At 68.9% G+C, this 19,085-nt stretch carries 15 protein-coding genes; 9 read left to right on the top strand and 6 right to left on the bottom strand.

Features of this window, described 5'->3' with window-relative positions:
- The first annotated feature begins 12 nt into the window (after window positions 1-12).
- From gshB to ACW172_RS07055, 5 genes are all read left to right on the top strand, one after another.
- Entirely contained in the window at window positions 13-957 is a 945-nt protein-coding gene (gene gshB, locus ACW172_RS07075) for a glutathione synthase (protein ID WP_492034473.1), read from the top strand.
- Window positions 958-1,021: 64 nt separating this feature from the next.
- Window positions 1,022-2,632, top strand: a complete 1,611-nt coding sequence (locus tag ACW172_RS07070; protein WP_492034472.1) for a YifB family Mg chelatase-like AAA ATPase — start codon at window positions 1,022-1,024, stop codon at window positions 2,630-2,632.
- A gap of 102 nt (window positions 2,633-2,734) precedes the next feature.
- Window positions 2,735-3,313 (top strand): hypothetical protein, encoded by a 579-nt coding sequence (locus ACW172_RS07065; protein WP_492034471.1) that lies wholly within the window; start codon window positions 2,735-2,737, stop codon window positions 3,311-3,313.
- A 97-nt stretch (window positions 3,314-3,410) separates the two neighbouring features.
- Window positions 3,411-4,988 carry a response regulator gene (locus tag ACW172_RS07060; protein WP_492034470.1) on the top strand — a complete coding sequence of 526 codons (1,578 nt, stop codon included), beginning with the start codon at window positions 3,411-3,413 and terminating at the stop codon, window positions 4,986-4,988.
- 31 nt (window positions 4,989-5,019) lie between these two features.
- The gene (locus ACW172_RS07055) at window positions 5,020-6,771 is read left to right on the top strand and encodes an AmpG family muropeptide MFS transporter (protein WP_492034469.1); all 1,752 of its coding nucleotides are present in this window, start codon (window positions 5,020-5,022) and stop codon (window positions 6,769-6,771) included.
- An 18-nt stretch (window positions 6,772-6,789) separates the two neighbouring features.
- Here the strand turns inward: ACW172_RS07055 and ACW172_RS07050 are convergent, their stop codons facing one another.
- The 3 genes from ACW172_RS07050 to ACW172_RS07040 all read right to left on the bottom strand — a co-directional run bounded on the left by ACW172_RS07050 (window position 6,790) and on the right by ACW172_RS07040 (window position 10,733).
- The gene (locus ACW172_RS07050; protein ID WP_492034468.1) at window positions 6,790-9,069 is read right to left on the bottom strand and encodes an NADP-dependent malic enzyme; all 2,280 of its coding nucleotides are present in this window, start codon (window positions 9,067-9,069) and stop codon (window positions 6,790-6,792) included.
- Window positions 9,070-9,178: 109 nt separating this feature from the next.
- On the bottom strand, window positions 9,179-10,063 hold the full coding sequence (locus tag ACW172_RS07045; RefSeq protein ID WP_492034467.1) for an alpha/beta fold hydrolase: 885 nt from the start codon (window positions 10,061-10,063) through the stop codon (window positions 9,179-9,181).
- Window positions 10,064-10,196: 133 nt separating this feature from the next.
- Window positions 10,197-10,733: a D-glycero-alpha-D-manno-heptose-1,7-bisphosphate 7-phosphatase gene (locus tag ACW172_RS07040; RefSeq protein ID WP_492034466.1), complete on the bottom strand. Its 537-nt coding sequence runs from the start codon at window positions 10,731-10,733 to the stop codon at window positions 10,197-10,199.
- 209 nt (window positions 10,734-10,942) lie between these two features.
- Here ACW172_RS07040 and ACW172_RS07035 point away from each other — a divergent pair, with 209 nt between their 5' ends.
- Window positions 10,943-12,100: a DegT/DnrJ/EryC1/StrS family aminotransferase gene (locus ACW172_RS07035; RefSeq protein WP_492034465.1), complete on the top strand. Its 1,158-nt coding sequence runs from the start codon at window positions 10,943-10,945 to the stop codon at window positions 12,098-12,100.
- Between the two features lie 3 nt (window positions 12,101-12,103).
- Window positions 12,104-13,042 (top strand): Gfo/Idh/MocA family protein, encoded by a 939-nt coding sequence (locus ACW172_RS07030; protein WP_492034464.1) that lies wholly within the window; start codon window positions 12,104-12,106, stop codon window positions 13,040-13,042.
- 3 nt (window positions 13,043-13,045) lie between these two features.
- On the opposite strand, the gene ACW172_RS07025 is transcribed toward ACW172_RS07030, so the two are convergent.
- The 3 genes from ACW172_RS07025 to ACW172_RS07015 form a co-directional block, all read right to left on the bottom strand.
- Complete coding sequence (locus ACW172_RS07025) at window positions 13,046-14,716, bottom strand: MHYT domain-containing protein (RefSeq protein WP_492034463.1); 1,671 nt, start codon at window positions 14,714-14,716, stop codon at window positions 13,046-13,048.
- 111 nt (window positions 14,717-14,827) lie between these two features.
- Window positions 14,828-15,295 carry a MaoC family dehydratase gene (locus tag ACW172_RS07020; RefSeq protein ID WP_492034462.1) on the bottom strand — a complete coding sequence of 156 codons (468 nt, stop codon included), beginning with the start codon at window positions 15,293-15,295 and terminating at the stop codon, window positions 14,828-14,830.
- Window positions 15,296-15,357: 62 nt separating this feature from the next.
- Entirely contained in the window at window positions 15,358-16,362 is a 1,005-nt protein-coding gene (locus ACW172_RS07015) for a threonine ammonia-lyase (RefSeq protein WP_492034461.1), read from the bottom strand.
- Window positions 16,363-16,455: 93 nt separating this feature from the next.
- Here ACW172_RS07015 and glpK point away from each other — a divergent pair, with 93 nt between their 5' ends.
- Together glpK and ACW172_RS07005 are read left to right on the top strand one after the other, a co-directional pair.
- On the top strand, window positions 16,456-17,949 hold the full coding sequence (glpK, locus tag ACW172_RS07010) for a glycerol kinase GlpK (protein ID WP_492034460.1): 1,494 nt from the start codon (window positions 16,456-16,458) through the stop codon (window positions 17,947-17,949).
- Between the two features lie 39 nt (window positions 17,950-17,988).
- Entirely contained in the window at window positions 17,989-19,071 is a 1,083-nt protein-coding gene (locus tag ACW172_RS07005) for a phosphotransferase family protein (RefSeq protein ID WP_492034459.1), read from the top strand.
- Window positions 19,072-19,085: the final 14 nt, after the last annotated feature.

Below are 19,085 nucleotides of genomic sequence, written 5' to 3'. Positions count from 1 at the left end.
AAGGTCTTCAGAATGCTCAAGGTCGCCGTCCAGATGGACCCCGTCGAAGGGGTGGATATCGAGGTCGACACGACCTGGCTGATGATGATGACGGCCCAGGAGCGGGGGCACGCCCTGTGGGTCTATGACTTCCGCACCCTGGCGCTGGAGGAGGGCCGTCTCTACTGCCGCGCCCGGCCGGTGACCCTGAAGCACGTCGCGGGCGACCATGTGAGCTTCGGCGACTGGGTGAAGCTGGATCTGGCTGAGGACGTCGACGTCATCCTGATGCGCCAGGACCCGCCGTTCGACATGGCCTATGTGACCGCGACTTATCTGCTGGAGACGGTCCATCCGAAGACCCTGGTGGTCAACGACCCGGCCGAGGTGCGTTCGGCGCCCGAAAAGCTGATGGTCACGGCCTTCCCGGGCCTGCAGCCTCCGACCCTGATCACCTCCGATCCGGTCGCCCTGACGGAATTCCACAAAAAGCACGGCGACGTGGTGCTCAAGCCCCTGCACGGCAACGGCGGCTCGGGCGTGATCAAGCTGCGCGCTGATGACCCCAATCTCGACGCCCTGATCGAGATCCACGCCGCCGGGTCGCGCGACCCGCTGGTGATCCAGAAATTCATCCCGGCCGTCTCGAAGGGCGACAAGCGTATCCTGCTGATCGACGGCGAGCCCGTCGGAGCGATCAACCGGGTGCCGGCCGAGGGGGCAGTGCGGTCGAACCTGCACGTCGGCGGCACGGCCATGCCGGTCGAACTGACGCCCCGCGATCTGGAGCTCTGCGCGGCCATCGGACCGACCCTGAAAGAGCGCGGCCTGATCTTCGTCGGCATCGATGTGATCGGCGACTATCTGACCGAGATCAACGTCACCTCCCCGACCGGCGCCCAGCAGTTGAAGCGGTTCACCGGTATCGACGCCACCGCCCTGATGTGGGACGTCATCGAGGCGAAACGCGCGGCCTAAACCACGCGGGGTTGCATTCCCTTCGGGTTCATGGTTCGTTCTCTTCCGGAGCGGGAGAGCGACCATGCTGGCCAGTATCGCGACGGTGGCGTTCGAGGGGGTGGAGGCGCGGCGCGTCGACGTTCAGGTGCAGCAGATCGGGGCCGCCGAGGGCTCCTTCGCCATCGTCGGCCTGCCGGACAAGGCGGTGGCCGAAAGCCGTGAGCGGGTCAGGGGCGCCTTCGCCGGCATCGGTCTGGCTTTGCCGTCGCGGCGGATCATCGCCAATCTGGCCCCCGCCGACCTGCCCAAGGAGGGCAGTCATTTCGATCTGCCCATCGCCCTGGCCCTGCTGGCCTCAATGGGGGTGATCGCGCCCGATGCGCTGGAAGGCTGGGCGGCGATCGGGGAGCTGGGGCTGGACGGGCGGATCGCGGCGGTGGGTGGCAGTCTGTCGGCGGCCATGGCGGCCAACGCCATGGGACTGGGACTGATCTGTCCCGAGGCCAACGGGCCCGAGGCCGCCTGGGCCGGGGATGTGGCGCTGCTGGCCCCACGGTCGCTGATCGGACTGGTCAATCACTGCAAGGGGACCCAGGTGCTGCGCGCGCCCGAACGGGGGCCGGTGGTTTCGGGAACGCGCGTTCCGGACCTGCGCGAGGTCAAGGGGCAGGAGAGCGCCAAGCGGGCGCTGGAGGTCGCCGCCGCCGGGGGGCACAATCTGCTCTTCATCGGCCCACCGGGCTCGGGCAAGTCGATGATGGCGGCGCGGATGCCGGGCCTTCTGCCGCCTCTGACCTCGCAGGAGCTGCTGGAGACTTCGCGCATCTGGTCCGTCGCCGGGATGATCGAGCGCGGCGCCCTGACCCATGAGCGGCCGTTTCGCGCGCCGCATCACTCGGCCTCGATGGCGGCCCTGACCGGCGGGGGGCTGAGGGCCAGGCCGGGCGAGGCGTCCCTGGCCCACAACGGCGTCCTCTTCCTCGACGAACTGCCCGAATATTCGGCCCAGGCGCTCGACAGTCTGCGTCAGCCGCTGGAGACGGGCGAGATCGTCGTCGCCCGCGCCAACCACCATGTGAAATATCCGGCCCGGTTCCAGCTGGTGGCGGCCATGAACCCCTGCCGTTGCGGCGTCGGCGGCTTCGGCAAGGGCGCCTGCGGCAAGGCCCCGCGCTGTCAGCGCGACTATCAGAACCGTATCTCCGGCCCGATGTTCGACCGCATCGACCTGACGGTGGAGACCCCGCCGGTGACCGCCGCCGACATGGCCCTGCCGCCGCCCTCGGAAGGGACCGCGGAAGCGGCCGCCCGCGTCGCGGTCGCCCGCGCCCTGCAGGCCGAGCGCGTGGCTTCGCTGGGCCTCGACCCGGTCCAGTCCCGGGATCAGGGGATCAACGCCCGCTGCTCGGGCGAGGTGCTCGACCGGTTCGCCACGCCCGACGAGGCGGGGCGGGCCCTGCTGATGCGGGCCGGGGAGGCGGGGGGACTGACCGCGCGCGGCTGGACCCGGACCCTGCGGCTGGCCCGGACTATCGCCGATCTGGAGGGTTCGACCGGGGTCCTGCGCCGCCATATCGCCGAGGCCCTGATCTATCGCCGCGCCTCATCCGGAGCCCAGGAGGATTTCGACCGCCAGCGCGCCCGGCACGATCCGGATCTTTCCGACGCACACACAGGCCTTCCGGCGTGGTGACGACGGCGAGCAGGCGGCGATGATCCGAAGCGCACGCGAGGGCGCCGTCTTGAACCCGCGCAGATTGTCATGGAAGCTGGGCCGGACGTCACCGGGGGCCCCATGATCAGTCTGTTCGCCGCCCTTGTCATCCAGACGGCCGCAAACCCGGCCGAAAGCCCGCCCGCGGGGACGCCGACGCCCGACTGTTCCCTGTCCGAGGCCGACCTCACGGGCAATCGCGCCCTGACCTTTGAACAGTTCGACCAGTACAGGTCCACGCTCCGGTCCACGGCATGGAACCTGTCCATGGCCGGGTGCCACGCGGCTTCGGCGGAGGCGGATCAGGACTATCTGATCCATGGCCCGGTGCTGACGGACCGCCAGTATGTGGTGGTCCGCTGGCATATGGCCCTGAGCCTCGCCCGCGCCGGACGCGAGGCCGAGGCCATCCCACTGGCCGCCGCCTCCATCGCCCCGGTCGAGCCTTCGGAAGACCAGTTCGACTGGAACACCTATGTCCGGGGCGTCTGGGGGTTCCTGACGAAACGCCGCGAGGTTCTGGACGCTTCCCTGATCACGCTGAAGGCCGCGCCCGGCGGACGCAACGCCATCAACGCCCGGGCTCTGGGTCGGCTTTCGAAATGCTTCGGCCGCCCCTATGCCGAGGCCGTTGAGGCCGAAATCTGCGCCGTCGACTGAGCGTCCGGCTTCGCCGGCCACCTCTCCGGCGCTTGAACCGTCCTTAACCCTTGGTGGTGCAGGGTGATCGTCACGAAGGCGATCCACGGACGCGACCATGGCCCGAAGGGCGAAGACCAGCCAAGACTGCCCGAAGGCCCCGGTTCCTGCTCAGGCGGCTGCCCTGCCCGTCACCGGCACGGACGGCAGCGACCAGTTCCTGCGCCTGATGAGCCATGAGATGCGCACGCCTCTGAACGGGGTGATCGGCATGCTGGGCCTTCTGACCCGGACCCGTCTGGACGGCGCCCAGCGCGCCTATGCCGAGGCGGCGCAGTCCTCGGCCGAACATCTGCTGGGTCTGGTCAATGACCTTCTGGATTATGCGCGGCTGGAGGCGGGACGGCTGGAGTTCGATCCCGCGCCGGTCGAGGTCGAGGCCCTGGTGCGCGGCGTCGCCGAACTGCTCAGCCCCCGCGCCCACGACAAGGGGCTGGAGATCGTCTGGTCGGTCGCCGACGGGACCCCCGATATCATGGCCGACGAGGGCCGGCTGCGGCAGGTCCTGTTCAACCTGGCCGGAAACGCGGTGAAGTTCACCGATGCGGGCGCCGTCCGCATCGCCGTGGAGCGCACCGGCGGCAGCGAAACACGGCCCGTCCTCGCCTTCATCGTCGACGACACCGGCCCCGGCGTTCCGCCCGAGGCCCGCGAACGCATCTTCGAGGAGTTCGGCCATGTCGACGCCTCGGACGCCACCCGTTTCGGCGGCGCCGGCCTGGGTCTGGCGGTGGTCCGGCGCCTGGCCGAGGCCATGGGCGGAACCGTCGCCGTCATGGATCGTCCCGCCGGAGAGGGGTCCAGAGGCGGTTCCCGCTTCCGTTTCGAGGCGCCCTTCGCCGCCATCGCCGGAGCCGAACCCCGTCCACGTCCCCTGACCGGGATCGCCGTCACGGTCTGCTCGCCCGAGCCCTTCGTTCGCCGTGCGGCCGAGGACCAGATCCGCGCCAGCGGCGGCGAGGTCTGCGAGGCGGCGGGCGTCGCCCTCGTCGATCATGCCGGCGCCGCACCGGGCGGCGTCGTCCCCCTGCCGGCCTCGGGCCGCGGGGTGATCCTGCTCAAACCCTCCGAGCGCGAGCTGATCGCCCGCTATCGGGCGCTGGGCTTCCAGGGCTATCTGATCAAACCCCTGCGCCGCGCCTCCCTGGCCGAAAGGGTGCTGGCCGCCGTCCATGCCGCCGAGCCGACCAACGACGCCGCACCGCGCAAGGCCCCGGCCGAGGACGACCGCGTCATCCCCGTTCGCTTCGCCGGCATCCGCGTCCTGCTGGCCGAGGATAATCCGGTCGGCGCCCTTCTGGCCAAGACCCTGCTGCGCCGCGAAGGCTGCGTCGTCGAAACCGCCGCCACGGGAGACGAGGCCGTCGCCGCCCTGAAGCGCGCCCGCTACGACATGGTCTTCATGGACATGCGCATGCCGGGCATGGACGGGCCGGCGGCGACCCGGGCCATCCGCGCCACGGGGGATCGCACCCCCATCGTCGCCCTGACCGCCAACGCCTTCGCCGAGGACCGCAAGGCCTGTCTGGAGGCCGGGATGGACGACCATCTGGTCAAGCCGCTGGAGCCCGACGCCCTGCGCGCGGCGCTCACCCGCTGGACGAACCGCGACAACCGCTTCAAGGTCGCGGTCTGACGCCGGGGGGCGTCGCCCCCGGAGTTTTCCCATGACCGACGCCGTGACCACCAAGCCCGCCGGCCGCCTCGGCGGACTGGCCGTCTATTGCGAGCGGCGCGTCATGGCCCAGCTGCTGCTGGGCTTCTCGGCCGGTCTGCCGAACCTGTTGATCTACGACACCCTGACCGCCTGGCTGCGCGATTCCGGGGTGACGCTGGAGCTGATCACCTTCTTCGGCCTCGCCACCCTGACCTATGCGCTGAAGTTCGTCTGGGCCCCGTTGCTGGACCGGACCAACATTCCCTTCCTGACCAAATGGCTGGGCCATCGCCGGTCGTGGATGCTGGCCACACAGGCGATGATCGTGCTCGGCCTGTGGATGCTGGCCGGACAGAACCCCCAGACCAATCTCGCAGGCGTGGCCCTGTTCGCCCTGATGGTCGGCTTCTTCGGCGCCACCCAGGATATCGCCATCGACGCCTGGCGGATCGAGGTGTCGGACGACGCGCGTCAGGGCGCCATGGCCGCCGCCTATCAGCTGGGCTACCGGGTCGCCGTCATCGTCGCGGGCGCCGCGCCCCTGGTGCTGGCCGAGCTCTACAACTGGAACTTCTCCTACGCCGTCATGGCGGCCCTGATGGCCATCGGCGTGGTCGGGGTCCTGCTGGCCCCGCGCGAAAAGACCCACACCATCCGCGAGATCCCGGTCGGCGACATCCCGGCGCGGCCCGTGCTGCAGGTCGTGGAATGGGTCGTGCGACTGGGCCTGATCTTCATCGCCGCCCTGATCATCGGTACGGGTTTGACGGACAAGCCCGACGCCCTGCTCTGGGCCTTCGGCGGCCTGCTGGGCGCGGGGGCGGAAACGGTCAAGGCCGGGCTCGAGGACAACACCGCCGTCGGGGTTTTGACCCAGTTCGCCTATGTGATCGGCGGCTTCGTCATGATGGCCGTGGCCTGCTGGCCCATCCCGGGGGTGAAGACCCGGCCCGGCGCCTATCTGGCCGGGTCGTTCGGCCAGCCGCTCGCCGACTTCTTCGTGCGCTTCGCCAAACTGGCCCTGCCGATCCTGGCCCTGATCTGCCTCTACCGGCTGGCCGACTTCGTGCTCAACATGATGAACCCCTTCTATCAGGACCTGGGCTTCACCAAGATCGAGATCGCCGAGGTGCGGAAGGTCTTCGGGGTGGTGATGCTGTCGCTGGGCGTCTTCGTCGGCGGCTGGTCGGTGGCCAAGCTGGGGCTGATCCGCACCATGGTCATCGGCGCCTTCATGAGCCCGGTGTCGAATCTCGTCTTCGGCTGGCTGGCGACCCAGGGGCATGACCTCGGCGCCCTGTTCACAGCCATCGGGGTGGACAATATCGCCACCGGCTACGCGGGCACGGCCCTGATCGCTTACATGTCCAGCCTGACCTCGATCGGCTTCACCGCGACCCAGTACGCCCTGTTCAGCTCGCTCTACGCCCTGCCCGGCAAGATCATCGCCTCCCAGTCGGGCAAGATCATCGAGGCCTCGGCCCGGGCGGCGGACGCGGGCGGCCCGCTGGCCCTGTTCAAGCCGATGTTCAACAAACTTCCCGAGGGGTCGCTGGTCGCGGGCGCGGCGAAGAGCGGCGTGACCGTTCAGGGTCTGGGCGCCGGCTATTTCACCTTCTTCCTCTATTCGGCGGCCATCGGGATCTTCGCCATCGTGCTGGCCTTCTACGTCGCCAAACGCCAGCCGGCCGTCATGGCCGAGGCCAAGGCGCGCGAAGAGGCGGCGCAGGCCGAAGCCGCGACCGAGGCCCAACCCTCGTAAAGGATCAGACGCCGGAGCCTAGAGCTCCGGCGCTCCGCCTTCGTAGGCCGCGAAGGTGGCGGCGGTGATGATCTCGGAGACCGAGGCGCCGAGGCTGACGATCTGGACCGACTTCTCGAGGCCCACCAGCAGCGGGCCGATCACGGTCGCGCCGCCCAGCGACTGGACCAGACGCGTCGAGATCGAGGCCGACTGGATCGCGGGCATGACCAGCACATTGGCGTCGGCCGACAGGCGCATGAACGGATAGTTCGAGCGCGCGCCCGGATCGAGCGCCAGCTCGGGCGGCATCTCGCCTTCGTATTCGAAGTCGACGTCCATGCCGTCGAGGATGCGGATCGCCTCACGCACCTTCTCGCCGCGCTCGCCGGGCGGGTCGCCGAAGGTCGAGTGGCTGAGGAAGGCGACGCGCGGGGTGCGGCCCAGCTTGCGCACGGCGGAGGCGGCCTGGACGGCGATCTCGGCCAGCTCCTGGGCGTCGGGCAGTTCGTGGATCGAGGTATCGGCGACGAACAGGGTGCGGCCCTTGGCCAGCACGATCGACAGGCCGATCAGCCGGTCCTTGACGTCGATGACCCGGCGCACCTCGCGCAGCACCATGTTGAAGTTCCGGGTCGTGCCCGAGACCACCGCATCGGCGTCGCCCAGCGCCACCATGGCGGCGGCGAAATAGTTGCGGTCCTGGTTGATCATCCGCTGGACGTCGCGACGCAGATAGCCGCGGCGCTGCAGCTTGGCGTAGAGCCAGTCGGTGTATTCGACGTTCTTGTGGCTGACGCGGGCGTTGACGATCTCGATGCCGAGGGCGTCGAAGTCGAGGCCGGCCTCGATGGCGTTCTTGCGGATCAGGTCCTCGCGACCCAGCAGGACCGGGGTGCCCAGTTCGGACTGTTTGAAGGCCCAGGCGGCGCGGATGACCGGGGTCTCCTCGCCCTCGGCGAAGACCACCCGCTTGTTCGGGGCGGCGCGCACGGCCGAGGAGATCTTCTGCATCAGGGCGGCGGACGGATCGACGCGCTCGCGCAGGGAGTTGCGATAGGCCTCCATGTCGGCGATCGGCTGGCGCGCCACGCCGGTGTCCATCGCCGCCTGGGCGACGAAGGGCGGGATGTACCAGATCAGGCGCGGGTCGAAGGGCGTCGGGATGATGTAGTCGGGGCCGAACTTCAGCTTGCGGCCCGAATAGGCGGCGGCGACCTCGTCCGGCACGTCTTCGCGCGCCAGGGCGGCGATGGCCTGGGCGCAGGCGACCTTCATCTCGTGATTGACGCGGCGGGCGCGGACATCCAGCGCGCCCCGGAACAGATAGGGGAAGGCCAGGACGTTGTTGACCTGGTTCACATAGTCCGAGCGGCCCGTGGCGATGATGGCGTCGGTGCGGACCGACAGCACATCCTCGGGCGTGATCTCCGGATCGGGGTTGGCCATGGCGAAGATGATCGGATTGGGGGCCATGGAGGCCACCATCTCCTTGGTGATCGCGCCCTTGGCGGCCAGGCCCAGGACGACGTCGGCGCCGACCATGGCTTCGGCCAGGGTGCGGTGCGGCGTGTCGGTGGCGTGGGCGGCCTTCCACTGGTCCATGCCGGTGGGGCGGCCCTTGTAGACGACGCCGTCGCGGTCGACGATCACGGTGTTCTCGGCGCGCACGCCCGCAGCCTTCATCAGGGCGATGGAGGACAGGCCCGCCGCGCCGGCGCCGGCCAGAACCACCTTCAGGTCCTCCAGCTTCTTGCCGACGATGTGGGCGGCGTTGATCAGGCCGGCGGTCGAGATGATGGCCGTGCCGTGCTGGTCGTCATGGAAGACGGGGATGTCGAGCAGGTCCTGAAGCTCTGACTCGATCACGAAGCATTCCGGGGACTTGATGTCCTCCAGATTGATGCCGCCCCAGGTGTCGCCGATGTTCTTGACGACGGTGATGAACTCTTCCGGGTCGGTGGTCTTCACCTCGACGTCGAAGCTGTCGACGTCGGCGAAGCGTTTGAACAGGACCGACTTGCCCTCCATCACCGGCTTGGAGGCCATGTGACCGAGGTTGCCCAGGCCCAGGATCGCCGTGCCGTTGGAGATCACCGCGACCAGATTGCCCTTGGAGGTGTAGTCGTAGGCGAGGTCCGCATCCTTGGCGATCGCCAGCACCGGAATGGCCACGCCCGGCGAATAGGCCAGCGACAGGTCGCGCTGCGTCGCCATCGGCTTGGTCGGCGCCATGGAGATCTTGCCGGGCGTCGGGACCTTGTGGAAATCCAGCGCGTCCTGATCGGAGAAGGTCTGTTTGTCGGTCAGGTCGGGCATGGGGGCCTTTGCGCGCGCGTCTTCGTATCGGGTCGGAACCCGACTGTTCCTAGAGCGCCGCTGGCGAGGGGACAACCCGGGCCGAACTTGACCCCGGGTAATCCTTGCCTCAGTCGACCCCGGCGAGGAACTCGAAGATGGCCGCCTTGGCCTCCGGCTCGTCCAGCATTGGGGCGTGGCCCACGCCGTGCACCTCGGCATAGTCCATATCGGGCGCCGCCTTCCTCATCTTCGCGGCGATTTCGGTGCTCAGAAGGTCCGAGTTTCCGCCACGGACGAGCAGGGTTGGGCGGTTTTTCGCCAGTTTGCGGAACCACGGCCAGAGATTCGGGACCAGGGCCTTGGCCCCCGCCGCCCGGATCGGGACGGCGATGTCGGGGTCGTAGTCCAGCACCGGCGTCCCCTCGGTCCCGTCGCGGAAGATGCGGCGGGCGAAGGCCGACCAGTCGGCGTCCGTATAGTGGGGGAAGGCGACCGCATTGATCCGCTTCGCATAGTCGGCGGCGGCGGCCCAGGTCGGGGTCTCGACCGGCTGGCCGGAATAGGCGGCGATCCGGGCCAGACCCTCGGGCGCCACCTCGGGACCGATGTCGTTGAGGATGGCGGCGACGACGGCCTTCGGCCGCATCGCGGTCAGGGCCATGGTGATCAGCCCGCCCATGGAGGTGCCCATGAAGACGGCGCGCTCGATGCCGGCCTGTTCCATCAGGGCGATGACGTCGCGGGCGTAGACGTCGGGCGTATAGGTCATCGGATCCGGCGCCCGGTCCGAGCGGCCCCGGCCACGCACGTCCAGCGCCAGGACCCGGCGTCCGCTCTGGGCGATCAGGGGGGCGATGCCCTCGAAATCGGCGCTGTTGCGGGTCAGGCCGTGGATGGCGATCAGCGGCGGCTTCGCCGGTCCGGCGCCCGGCGCATAGTCGCGGGCGAACAGGCTGAGGCCGTCGGGCGAGGTCCAGCGACGCTCGGCGAATCCGGTGTTTGGCGCGACCATGTCTTTGTTCCTGAACGCCCCCGATCACCCGAAGGCTAATTCAACGCCCCGGGAATTGCGATGCCGGCCCGGGGATCGGTTCCCCGAAAAGGCGAAGCCTGTGGCCGCTGAGACGCTTAACGCGCGAGCGCGCTCAAAGCCCCAGAATGTCGTGCACGAAGTCGCCGAGGTCGGGGCCGTGGAACAGGAAGCCCTTCACCCCGGCGCGGCGGGCGGCCTCCATGTCCGAGTCGCGGTCGCCGATCATGAAGGATTTGGCCGGGTCGATATTGTGGTCGGCGATGGCGCGCAGCAGCATGCCGGGATTGGGCTTGCGGTCGGGATGGTCCTCGTGGAACCAGGCCGGGTCGCGCGCCTCGTGATGCCAGGGGCAGGCGTAGACGGCGCCGATCAGGGCGCCCTTGGCCCCCAGCCGCCGCACGATCAGGGCGTTGAAGGCGTTCATCTGGGCCTCGTCGAACAGGCCCCGGGCGACGCCCGACTGGTTGGTGACGATCACCACCAGATAGCCCTGCCGGTTGAGCAGCTGGATCGCCTCGGCCGCGCCGGGGATGAACTCCAGGTCCTGTTCGCGGTGCGGATAGCCGACGTCGACGTTGATCACGCCGTCGCGGTCGAGGAAGACGGCCGGGACGCCGGTCGGATTCGAGGGAGCGGTTTCTGGGGTCATGCCCTGCCGGGTCTATCGCCCAACGTTGCAAGTCGCAACGCGAAGTGACCCTGTCGTGTTTGGCGTCAGGAACCGTCATTTGCTAGACCGCCCCACCATCGTCGCTTCCGACCGATTTGCGGAGGCTTTTCCCGGGCGGACGCTTGTCAGCGTCGCTCCGGCGCCGACCCGAAGCGGGCGGCCCGGACAAGAGATGAAACGATAACCCCATGATCCCCTTCATCGACCTTCAGGCCCAGCGCCTTCGCCTCGGCGGCAAGATCGAGGCCGCCGTTCAGGAGGCCGTCGTCGGCGGCGCCTGGGTCATGGGTCCGCAGGTGCGTCAGTTCGAGGCCGACCTCGCGGCCTTCGGCAAGGCCAAACACGCCCTCGGCTGCGCCAACGGCACCGACGCCCTGGCCCTGCCGCTGATGGCCTGGGGCGTGGGCCGCGGCGACGCCGTCTTCGTGCCGTCCTTCACCTTCGCCGCCACCGCCGAGGTGGTGCCGTGGTTCGACGCCGAGCCGGTCTTCATCGACGTCGATGAGAAGACCTACAACATGGACGCGGGCCATCTGGCCGCCGCCGTCGAGGCCACGATCGCCGAGGGCCGCCTGACGCCCAGGGTCGTCATCGCCGTCGACCTTTTCGGCCAGCCCGCCGACTATGCCGCCATCAAAGCCGTCTGCGATACGCATGGGCTGAAGCTGATCTCGGATTCGGCGCAAGGCTTCGGCTGCACCATCGACGGCGACCACCCGCTGAAATGGGCCGACGTCACCACCACCAGCTTCTTCCCGGCCAAGCCGCTGGGCTGCTACGGCGACGGTGGGGCGGTGCTGACCGACGACGATGAACTGGCCCAGCTGATGGATTCCATCCGGGTGCACGGCAAGGCCGTGGCGGTGGACCTGAAGGACCGCACCTTCGACCACGACCCCAAATATCTGAACATGCGTATCGGCCTGAACAGCCGTCTGGACACCATCCAGGCCGCCGTCCTGATCGAGAAGCTGAAGGTCTTCGGCGAGGAGATCGAATGGCGCAACCGCATCGCCAAACGCTACAACGAGGGCCTCGCCGCCCACGTCTCGGCTGTGCCGGAAGTCCCCGAGGGCAATGTTTCGAACTGGGCGCAATACACGATCGAGCATCCGAACCGCGACGCGCTGGCCGCCCATCTGAAGGAACAGGGCGTGCCGACGGCGGTCTATTATCCGATCCCCCTGCACCTGCAGCCGGCCTATGAGATGTATCCGCGCGGTCCGCAGGGCCTGCCGGTCACCGAGCGTCTGATGGAGATCGTCATCAGCCTGCCGATGCACTCGGATCTGGACGAGGCGACCCAGGACAAGGTCATCGCCGCCGTCGCCTCCTTCAAGGGCTGAGCCATGAACCCCTCACAGCTGCACACCCCCCTGCGCGCCGGCGTCGCCGGCGTCGGCGTCATGGGCCGCAACCACGCCCGCGTCATGTCCGAGATGCGCGAGTTCGACCTCGCCGTGGTCTTCGATCCCGACAGCGCCACCGCCGGAAACGTCGCGACCGCCTTCAACGCCCAGCCCTTGACCACCGCCGCCGACTTCGTCGCGGCCGGTCTGGAGGCCGCCGTGGTCGCCACCCCGAACCGCCACCACGCCGAACTGGGCGTCGCCCTGCTGGAAGCCGGCGTCCATGTCCTGGTCGAAAAGCCGATCGCCGCCACCGTCGCCGACGCCCAGCGGATGATCGACGCCGCCAGGGCCAACGACCGCGTCCTGATGGTCGGTCAGGTCGAGCGCTTCAACCCGGCGGTCGAGGCGGTCAAGCGCGCCATCGCCGGCGAGGAAGTCATCTCCATCCAGATCACCCGCGTCGGCCCCTTCCCGCCGCGCATGGGCGAGGTCGGAGTGGTCATCGATCTGGCGGTGCACGACATCGACATCATCCGCCACCTGACCGGCTCGGAGATCGCCGAGGTCCAGCCGCAGCTGGCCCGCACCCGTGCCGACCGCGAGGATACGGCGCTGCTGCAGTTCCGCCTCGACAACGGTGTGATCGCCCACATCACCACCAACTGGGTGACGCCCTACAAGACCCGCACCCTGCAGGTCGCGACCCATAACAAGTTCGTCGTCGCCGACCTGATGACGCGTCAGGTGACCGAATACTTCGGCCAGCAGCCGGACGGCTCCTACTCCACGCGCGGGGTGATGAGCTGGCCCAACGAGCCGCTCAAGAAGGAGCTGGAAGCCTTCGCCCACGCCATCCGCACCGGCGAGACCCCTGCCGTCACCGGCGAGGACGGCCTGCGCAACCTCGAGGTCGCCCTGAGGTGCCTGGGCGAGTAGGTCTCAGGCCGCGCCTGCGGTCGCCCGCTCCGGCGCCGGCCTGAAGGTCAGGCGGGCGCGGAAGCCGTCGGGGGCGTAATCCAGCTCGGCGGCGCCGCCGAGGTCGCCCTTCAGGCTGGTGGCGATCAGGCGCGAGCCGAAGCCGGTGCGTTCGGGCTTGGGCACGGTCGGCCCGCCCGTCTCGATCCAGTCCAGCGCGACACGGCCCGCCGCGTCCGGCGCGGTCCAGCGTACCGAGACCCGACCGCCCTGACGGCTGAGGGCGCCGTGTTTGGCGGCGTTGGTGGCCAGTTCGTGGATGATCATCCCCATGGCCAGGGCCTGGGGCGGGGCGAACAGGACGTCGGGGCCGTCGAGCGCGAACTGCTCGGGCGAATAGGGCCGCATCTCCCGACCCAGCATGTCGCGCAGCATGGCCTGCTCCCAGCCGGTGGCGGTCAGCAGGTTGTGGGTCTCCGACAGGGCCATCAGCCGCGCCTCGAACAGGGCCGAGAACTCGGGCACCGACCCCGTGCGCCGCGCGGTCAGCATGGCGATCGACTGGATGGTGGCCAGGGTGTTCTTCACCCGATGATTGAGCTCGTTGATCAGCAGCTTCTGACGCCGCTCGCTGGTCTCCAGAGCCTCAAAGGCGCGCCTGCGGTCGGTGATGTCGGACACCACCCCCGCCAGCTTCAACGGCCGGCCCGAGCGCGAACGGACCAGACTGCCCTTGGACTGGACCCAGCGGCCGGTGTTTCCGACCGGATACTCGACGTCATAGTCGGCCTCGCCCCTCATCGCCTTCTCCAGCGCCTCGGCGCGGGCGGCGAGGTGGTCGTCCTGCATCCAGACGGGGTTGTCGATGTCGCCGGTCGGAGCGTCGACGGACAGGCCGACGAGTTCGCGCGCCCGGGCCGAGAGGGTGAAGGTCCGGTCCTTGAGATTGAGCTCCCAGTATCCGACGTCGGCGGCGGCCAGGACCGAGACCAGTCGGGCCCGATCGTCGGCCATGGAGGCGGCAAGGGCGATGAACAGGATGACTGCGGTGACGGCCGCCACGCTGACGGCGATGGCCAGGGGCGGAGCGCCGCCATCGTCCATCATCCCCGCGACGGGCCTCAAATCCAGGGCCGCCATGCCGGTGTAGTGCATCCCGACGACGGCCAGTCCGAGAATGGCGGCGGCGGCGGCGCGCCAGCCGATCGAGGTCTCGCGGCGTGCGGCCCACAGGGCGGTGATGGAGGCGCCGATGGCGATGGCGATGGAGAAGACGACCAGCTCCGGCCGCCAGCCGACGGTGGCGGCGGTGCGCATGGCCGCCATCCCGACATAGTGCATCAGGGCGATAGCCGTCCCCATGGCCGCCCCGGCGAAGGGAATTCGGCCCGCGCCCAGCCTGTCACGCGAGGCGGTGAAGAAGGCGCCGGCCACGCCGGCCACGGCCAGCAGGAAGGACAGGACCGTCAGGCCGGGGTCGTAGCGGACCGGGGCGCCGGGATCGAAACCCAGCATGGCGATGAAATGCATCGCCCAGATGCCGCCGCCCATGGCCACGGCGGCCGCCGCCAGCCAGGGCGTCTGGTCGCGGCCCTCGCGGCCCCGAATGCGCTGGAACAGGTCGAGCGCCGTCCAGCCCGCCAGAACCGCGACGGCATAGGCCAGGAGGAGGAAGACGCCGCCGTGGTGGTGCAAGGCCGTTACCGTACAGATCTCTCCGAACGCCCCTTATCGGACACAAGCCGCGTCGGCGTCCACCCGCTTCCCCGGATCGGCGGTAGCCGACCCGTTCAAGGCGTCAGAAGATCAGTCCGTCACCATCTGCATGCCCAGCCACTCGGCGATCAGGGCGGGCTTGGCGACGCCCTCGATCTCGACGGTGACCTCATGCTTGATCAGCCAGCGGGTGACGCCGCCGTCCGAGCCCTTGTTCTCGGCCGAGAGCAGTTTGAAGCGGCCGCGCACCTTCGAGCCCGAGGGCACGGGGTTGATGAAGCGCAGTTTGTCGAAGCCGTAGTTGACGCCCATGACCACGCCTTCGAGACGCGGCACCCCGTCATAGCTCATGGCCGACAGCAGGCTCACCGTCAGGAAGCCGTGGGCGATGGTGCCGCCGAACGGGGTCTGTTTGGCCGCCTCGGGGTCGATGTGGATGAACTGCCAGTCCTCGGTGCAGTCGGCGAAGGCGTCGATGCGCTTCTGGTCGATCTCGATCCATTTCGAGACCCCGACCTCCGTACCGATCAGTCCCTCGAGTTCCGTGGCCTTGGTCATTGGTTCGCTCCCTTGTTTGGGGCGAAGCTATCCGCCTTCCCCAAGGTGAGGCCAGCCCGTTTTCATCCCCCGAAGCGATCGTCGAAGCGATCCTCGATGATGGCCGAGAACAGGGCCGGATCGACATTGCCGCCCGACAGGACGATGGCCGTGGTCTTGTCCGCCGCGGAAACCTTGCCGGTCAGCAGGGCCGCGAGCGACACCGCCCCGCCCGGTTCGACCACCAGCTTCAGGGTGCGGAAGGCGTAGCGCACGGCCTCGGCGACCTCGGCGTCGGTCACGGTCAGGATCCCCGCCAGTCGACGGTTGATGGGGAAGGTCAGCTCGCCCGGCCGGTCGGTCATCAGGGCGTCGCAGATGGTGCCCCTGGCCGGGGCGTGGGTCAGACGCTCGCCCTTCGCCAGCGAAATCTGGGTGTCGTTGTAGTCGGCGGGCTCGACGCCCCAGCAGGGGGTCGCGGGCGACAGGGCCGCCATCGACAGGTTGATTCCGGCCATCAGCCCGCCGCCGGAGGTCCCGCACAACAGTTGATCCAGAGCGCCGGCGCCCAGCTCGGCGGCCTGTTCGACGATCTCCAGCCCGGCCGTGCCCTGACCCTCGATGATGAACGGGTCGTCGAAGGGGCGAACGAGAATGGAGCCCTTCGAGGCCGCGATCTCCTCGCCGATGGCCTCGCGGCTCTCGGTGTAGCGGTCGTACATCCGCACCTCGCCGCCGAAGCCGATGACGCCCTCGACCTTCACCCTGGGACTGTCGGCGGGCATGACGATGATGGCCGAGGTTCCGACCATCTTCGCGGCGGCGGCGACGGCCTGGGCGTGGTTGCCCGAGGAATAGGCCACGACGCCCCGCGCCTTTTCCTCGTCCGTCAGCCGGCTGATGCGGTTATAGGCGCCGCGAAACTTGAAGGCCCCGGCCCGCTGCAGGGTCTCGGCCTTCATCAGCACCCGTCCGCCCAGACGTTCGTTCAAGGCCGGGCTCTCGATCAGGGGGGTGCGCACGGCGACGCCGGCGATCTGACGGGCGGCGTCGCGGACGCCATCGAACGAAGGGGTGTGCAAGGTCATGCCCGCTGCTTAAACCAAAGCCGAAGTCCTGGGTAAGGGCCAGTTCAAGAGTTCCTGCCTCGACTTTCTGCGACGCCAGCCCGGGAGACGGCCTTGTCCAATCTGATACTCGCCATCGACCAGGGCACGACGTCCAGCCGGGCCATCGCCTTCGAGGTCGGGGAGGATCAGTCGCTCAGGGCCGTGGCCATCAGCCAGATCGAGCTGGCCCAGCATTTCCCCCATTCCGGCTGGGTCGAGCATGACGCCGCCGAGATCTGGACCGCCACGCTGCAGACCTGCCGCGAGGTGATCCGCAAGGCCGGCGGCGTGTCGCGCTTCGCTGCCATCGGCATCACCAACCAGCGCGAAACCTCCGTGATCTGGGACGCCGCGACGGGCGAGCCCCTGCACAGGGCCATCGTCTGGCAGGACCGGCGCACCGCCGACGTCTCCGCCCGCCTCGCCGCCGAGGGCCATGAGGCCGAGGTGCAGGCGGCGACCGGCCTGATCCTCGATCCCTACTTTTCGGCCACAAAGTTCGCCTGGCTGCTCGACAAGGTCCCGGGCGCACGCGATCGGGCGGAAAAGGGCGAGGTGAAGCTCGGCACCATCGACGCCTGGCTGGTGTGGAAGCTGACGAACGGAGCCAGCCACGTCACCGACGCCACCAACGCCAGCCGCACCTCCCTGATGGATCTCCGGACCCGGGAATGGCGCGATGACCTGTGCGAGCTTTTCAATGTGCCGAAGGTCGTCCTGCCCCGCATCGCCGGCTGCGCCGAGATCAGTGGCGAAAGCGACCCCAGCCTGTTCGGCCGCGCCCTGCCCATCGCCGGATCGGCGGGGGACCAGCAGGCGGCCCTGGTGGGCCACGGCGCCCTGAACCCCGGCGACGCCAAGATCACCTACGGCACCGGCGCCTTCCTCGTCGCCAATGTCGGGGATCAGCCGGTCGCCTCGACCCGCCGCCTGCTCGGCACTCTCGGCTATCTGGTCGGGGACACCGCCGCATACGCCCTCGAAGGCTCCATCTTCTCCGCTGGATCGGCGATCCAGTGGCTCAGGGACGGGGTCGGGATGATCTCAGAGTCGCGTCACTCCGAGGCCATGGCGCAAGGCCTGAAGGACAACGGCGGGGTCTATCTGGTCCCCGGCTTTACGGGCCTCGGCGCGCCCTGGTGGGAGCCGGATGCGCGCGGCGCCGTCATCGGCCTGACCCGGGATTCCAAACCGGCCCACTTCATCCGGGCGGGGCTGGAGGCCTTGGCCTATCAGACGCGCGACCTGCTCGACGCCCTGGCCGACGACGGGGCGCCCCGGCTGGCGACGCTGAAGGTCGACGGCGGGGTCACGGCCAATTCGTTCGCCATGCAGTTCGTCGCCGACATCTGCGAGGTCACGGTCGAACGGCCGGCATTCCAGGAGATGACGGCGCTGGGCGCGGCCAAGCTGGCGGCGCTCGGCGTCGGCCTGATCACGGATCTGGAAGTCCACAGCACCGAGGCGCCCGCCGTCTGGACCCCGCGCATGGAGTCGGCCGAGCGTGAGAGGCTGCTCAAGGGCTGGCGCAAGGCCGTCAAGGCCGCCATCATCGCCGCGAACTGAACGACAGAGCGTCTTCAAGACGCCGACCGAGGAAGATCCATGACCGACGCCGCCACCAACCTCGACGCCCAGGCGACCTTCTCCGGTACGCGCGAGGTCGATCCCCGCTACGCCCTCGACGAGGGCAGGCTCGGCGAATGGCTGGCGGCGAATGTCGAAGGCTATGAGGGACCGCTGACGGTGCGCCAGTTCAACGGCGGCCAGTCGAACCCGACCTATGAGCTCGTCACCCCGGGCAAATCCTACGTCCTGCGTCGCAAGCCGCCCGGGACCCTCCTGCCCTCCGCCCATGCCGTGGACCGGGAGTTCACCGTCATCTCGGCCCTGTCGAAACAGGGCTATCCGGTCGCGAAACCCTGGGCCCTTTGCACCGACGACGCCGTCATCGGCTCGATGTTCTACGTCATGGACAAGGTCGAGGGCCGGGTCCTGTGGGACCTGAAGCTGCCGGGGATGGAGCCCGCCGAGCGCCGCGCCATCTATGAGGCCCAGACTGACGCCCTGGCGGCCCTGCACGCCTTCGACCCCGCCGCCATCGGTCTGGGCGACTATGGCAAGCCGGGCAACTATTTCGAGCGTCAGGTCGGGCGCTGGACCAAACAGTATCGGGCGTCGGAGATCGATCCGATCCCGGCCATGGACCGGCTGATCGACTATCTGCCCTCGACCCTGCCGCCCGAGGGACCGGCACGGATCGTCCACGGCGACTTCCGCCTCGACAATCTGATCATGGCCGCCGAGGCCTCGGAGGTCCGGGCCGTGCTGGACTGGGAGCTGTCGACGCTCGGCGATCCCATGGCCGACTTCTCCTACATGCTGATCGGCTGGGTCCTGCCGGCCAGCCAGAGGAACGGCATCAACGGCGTCGACCTCAAGGCGCTGGGCATCCCCACCATTGAGGAGACGGTCGCCCGCTATGCGGAGAAGACCGGGGCGGGGATCCCGGCCAATCTCGACTGGCTGATGGCCTATAATCTGTTCCGGCTGGGGGCCATCTGTCAGGGCATCGCCGGGCGGGTGCGCGACGGCACCGCCGCCAGCGCCCACGCCCGCAGCATGGCGGCCCAGGTCGGCCCCCTTTCGGACGCGGCCTGGAGCTTCGCGGTCAAGGCCGGAGCCTGAAGCGAGATTTCGGA

This window comes from Brevundimonas sp. ALps5, from assembly GCF_058681645.1.
Note: the sequence above shows the minus strand (reverse complement) of the source record. Positions and strands in the feature narration are given on the sequence as shown.

Coding starts and splice junctions, on each gene's coding strand:
- gshB (WP_492034473.1), top strand. CDS start 13: ATGCTCAAGGTCGCCGTCCAGATGGACCCCGTCGAAGGGGTGGATATC.
- ACW172_RS07060 (WP_492034470.1), top strand. CDS start 3,411: ATGGCCCGAAGGGCGAAGACCAGCCAAGACTGCCCGAAGGCCCCGGTT.
- ACW172_RS07020 (WP_492034462.1), bottom strand. CDS start 15,295: ATGACCAAGGCCACGGAACTCGAGGGACTGATCGGTACGGAGGTCGGG.
- ACW172_RS07015 (WP_492034461.1), bottom strand. CDS start 16,362: ATGACCTTGCACACCCCTTCGTTCGATGGCGTCCGCGACGCCGCCCGT.
- ACW172_RS07040 (WP_492034466.1), bottom strand. CDS start 10,733: ATGACCCCAGAAACCGCTCCCTCGAATCCGACCGGCGTCCCGGCCGTC.
- ACW172_RS07055 (WP_492034469.1), top strand. CDS start 5,020: ATGACCGACGCCGTGACCACCAAGCCCGCCGGCCGCCTCGGCGGACTG.
- ACW172_RS07005 (WP_492034459.1), top strand. CDS start 17,989: ATGACCGACGCCGCCACCAACCTCGACGCCCAGGCGACCTTCTCCGGT.
- ACW172_RS07070 (WP_492034472.1), top strand. CDS start 1,022: ATGCTGGCCAGTATCGCGACGGTGGCGTTCGAGGGGGTGGAGGCGCGG.
- ACW172_RS07035 (WP_492034465.1), top strand. CDS start 10,943: ATGATCCCCTTCATCGACCTTCAGGCCCAGCGCCTTCGCCTCGGCGGC.
- ACW172_RS07030 (WP_492034464.1), top strand. CDS start 12,104: ATGAACCCCTCACAGCTGCACACCCCCCTGCGCGCCGGCGTCGCCGGC.
- ACW172_RS07065 (WP_492034471.1), top strand. CDS start 2,735: ATGATCAGTCTGTTCGCCGCCCTTGTCATCCAGACGGCCGCAAACCCG.
- ACW172_RS07050 (WP_492034468.1), bottom strand. CDS start 9,069: ATGCCCGACCTGACCGACAAACAGACCTTCTCCGATCAGGACGCGCTG.
- ACW172_RS07045 (WP_492034467.1), bottom strand. CDS start 10,063: ATGGTCGCGCCAAACACCGGATTCGCCGAGCGTCGCTGGACCTCGCCC.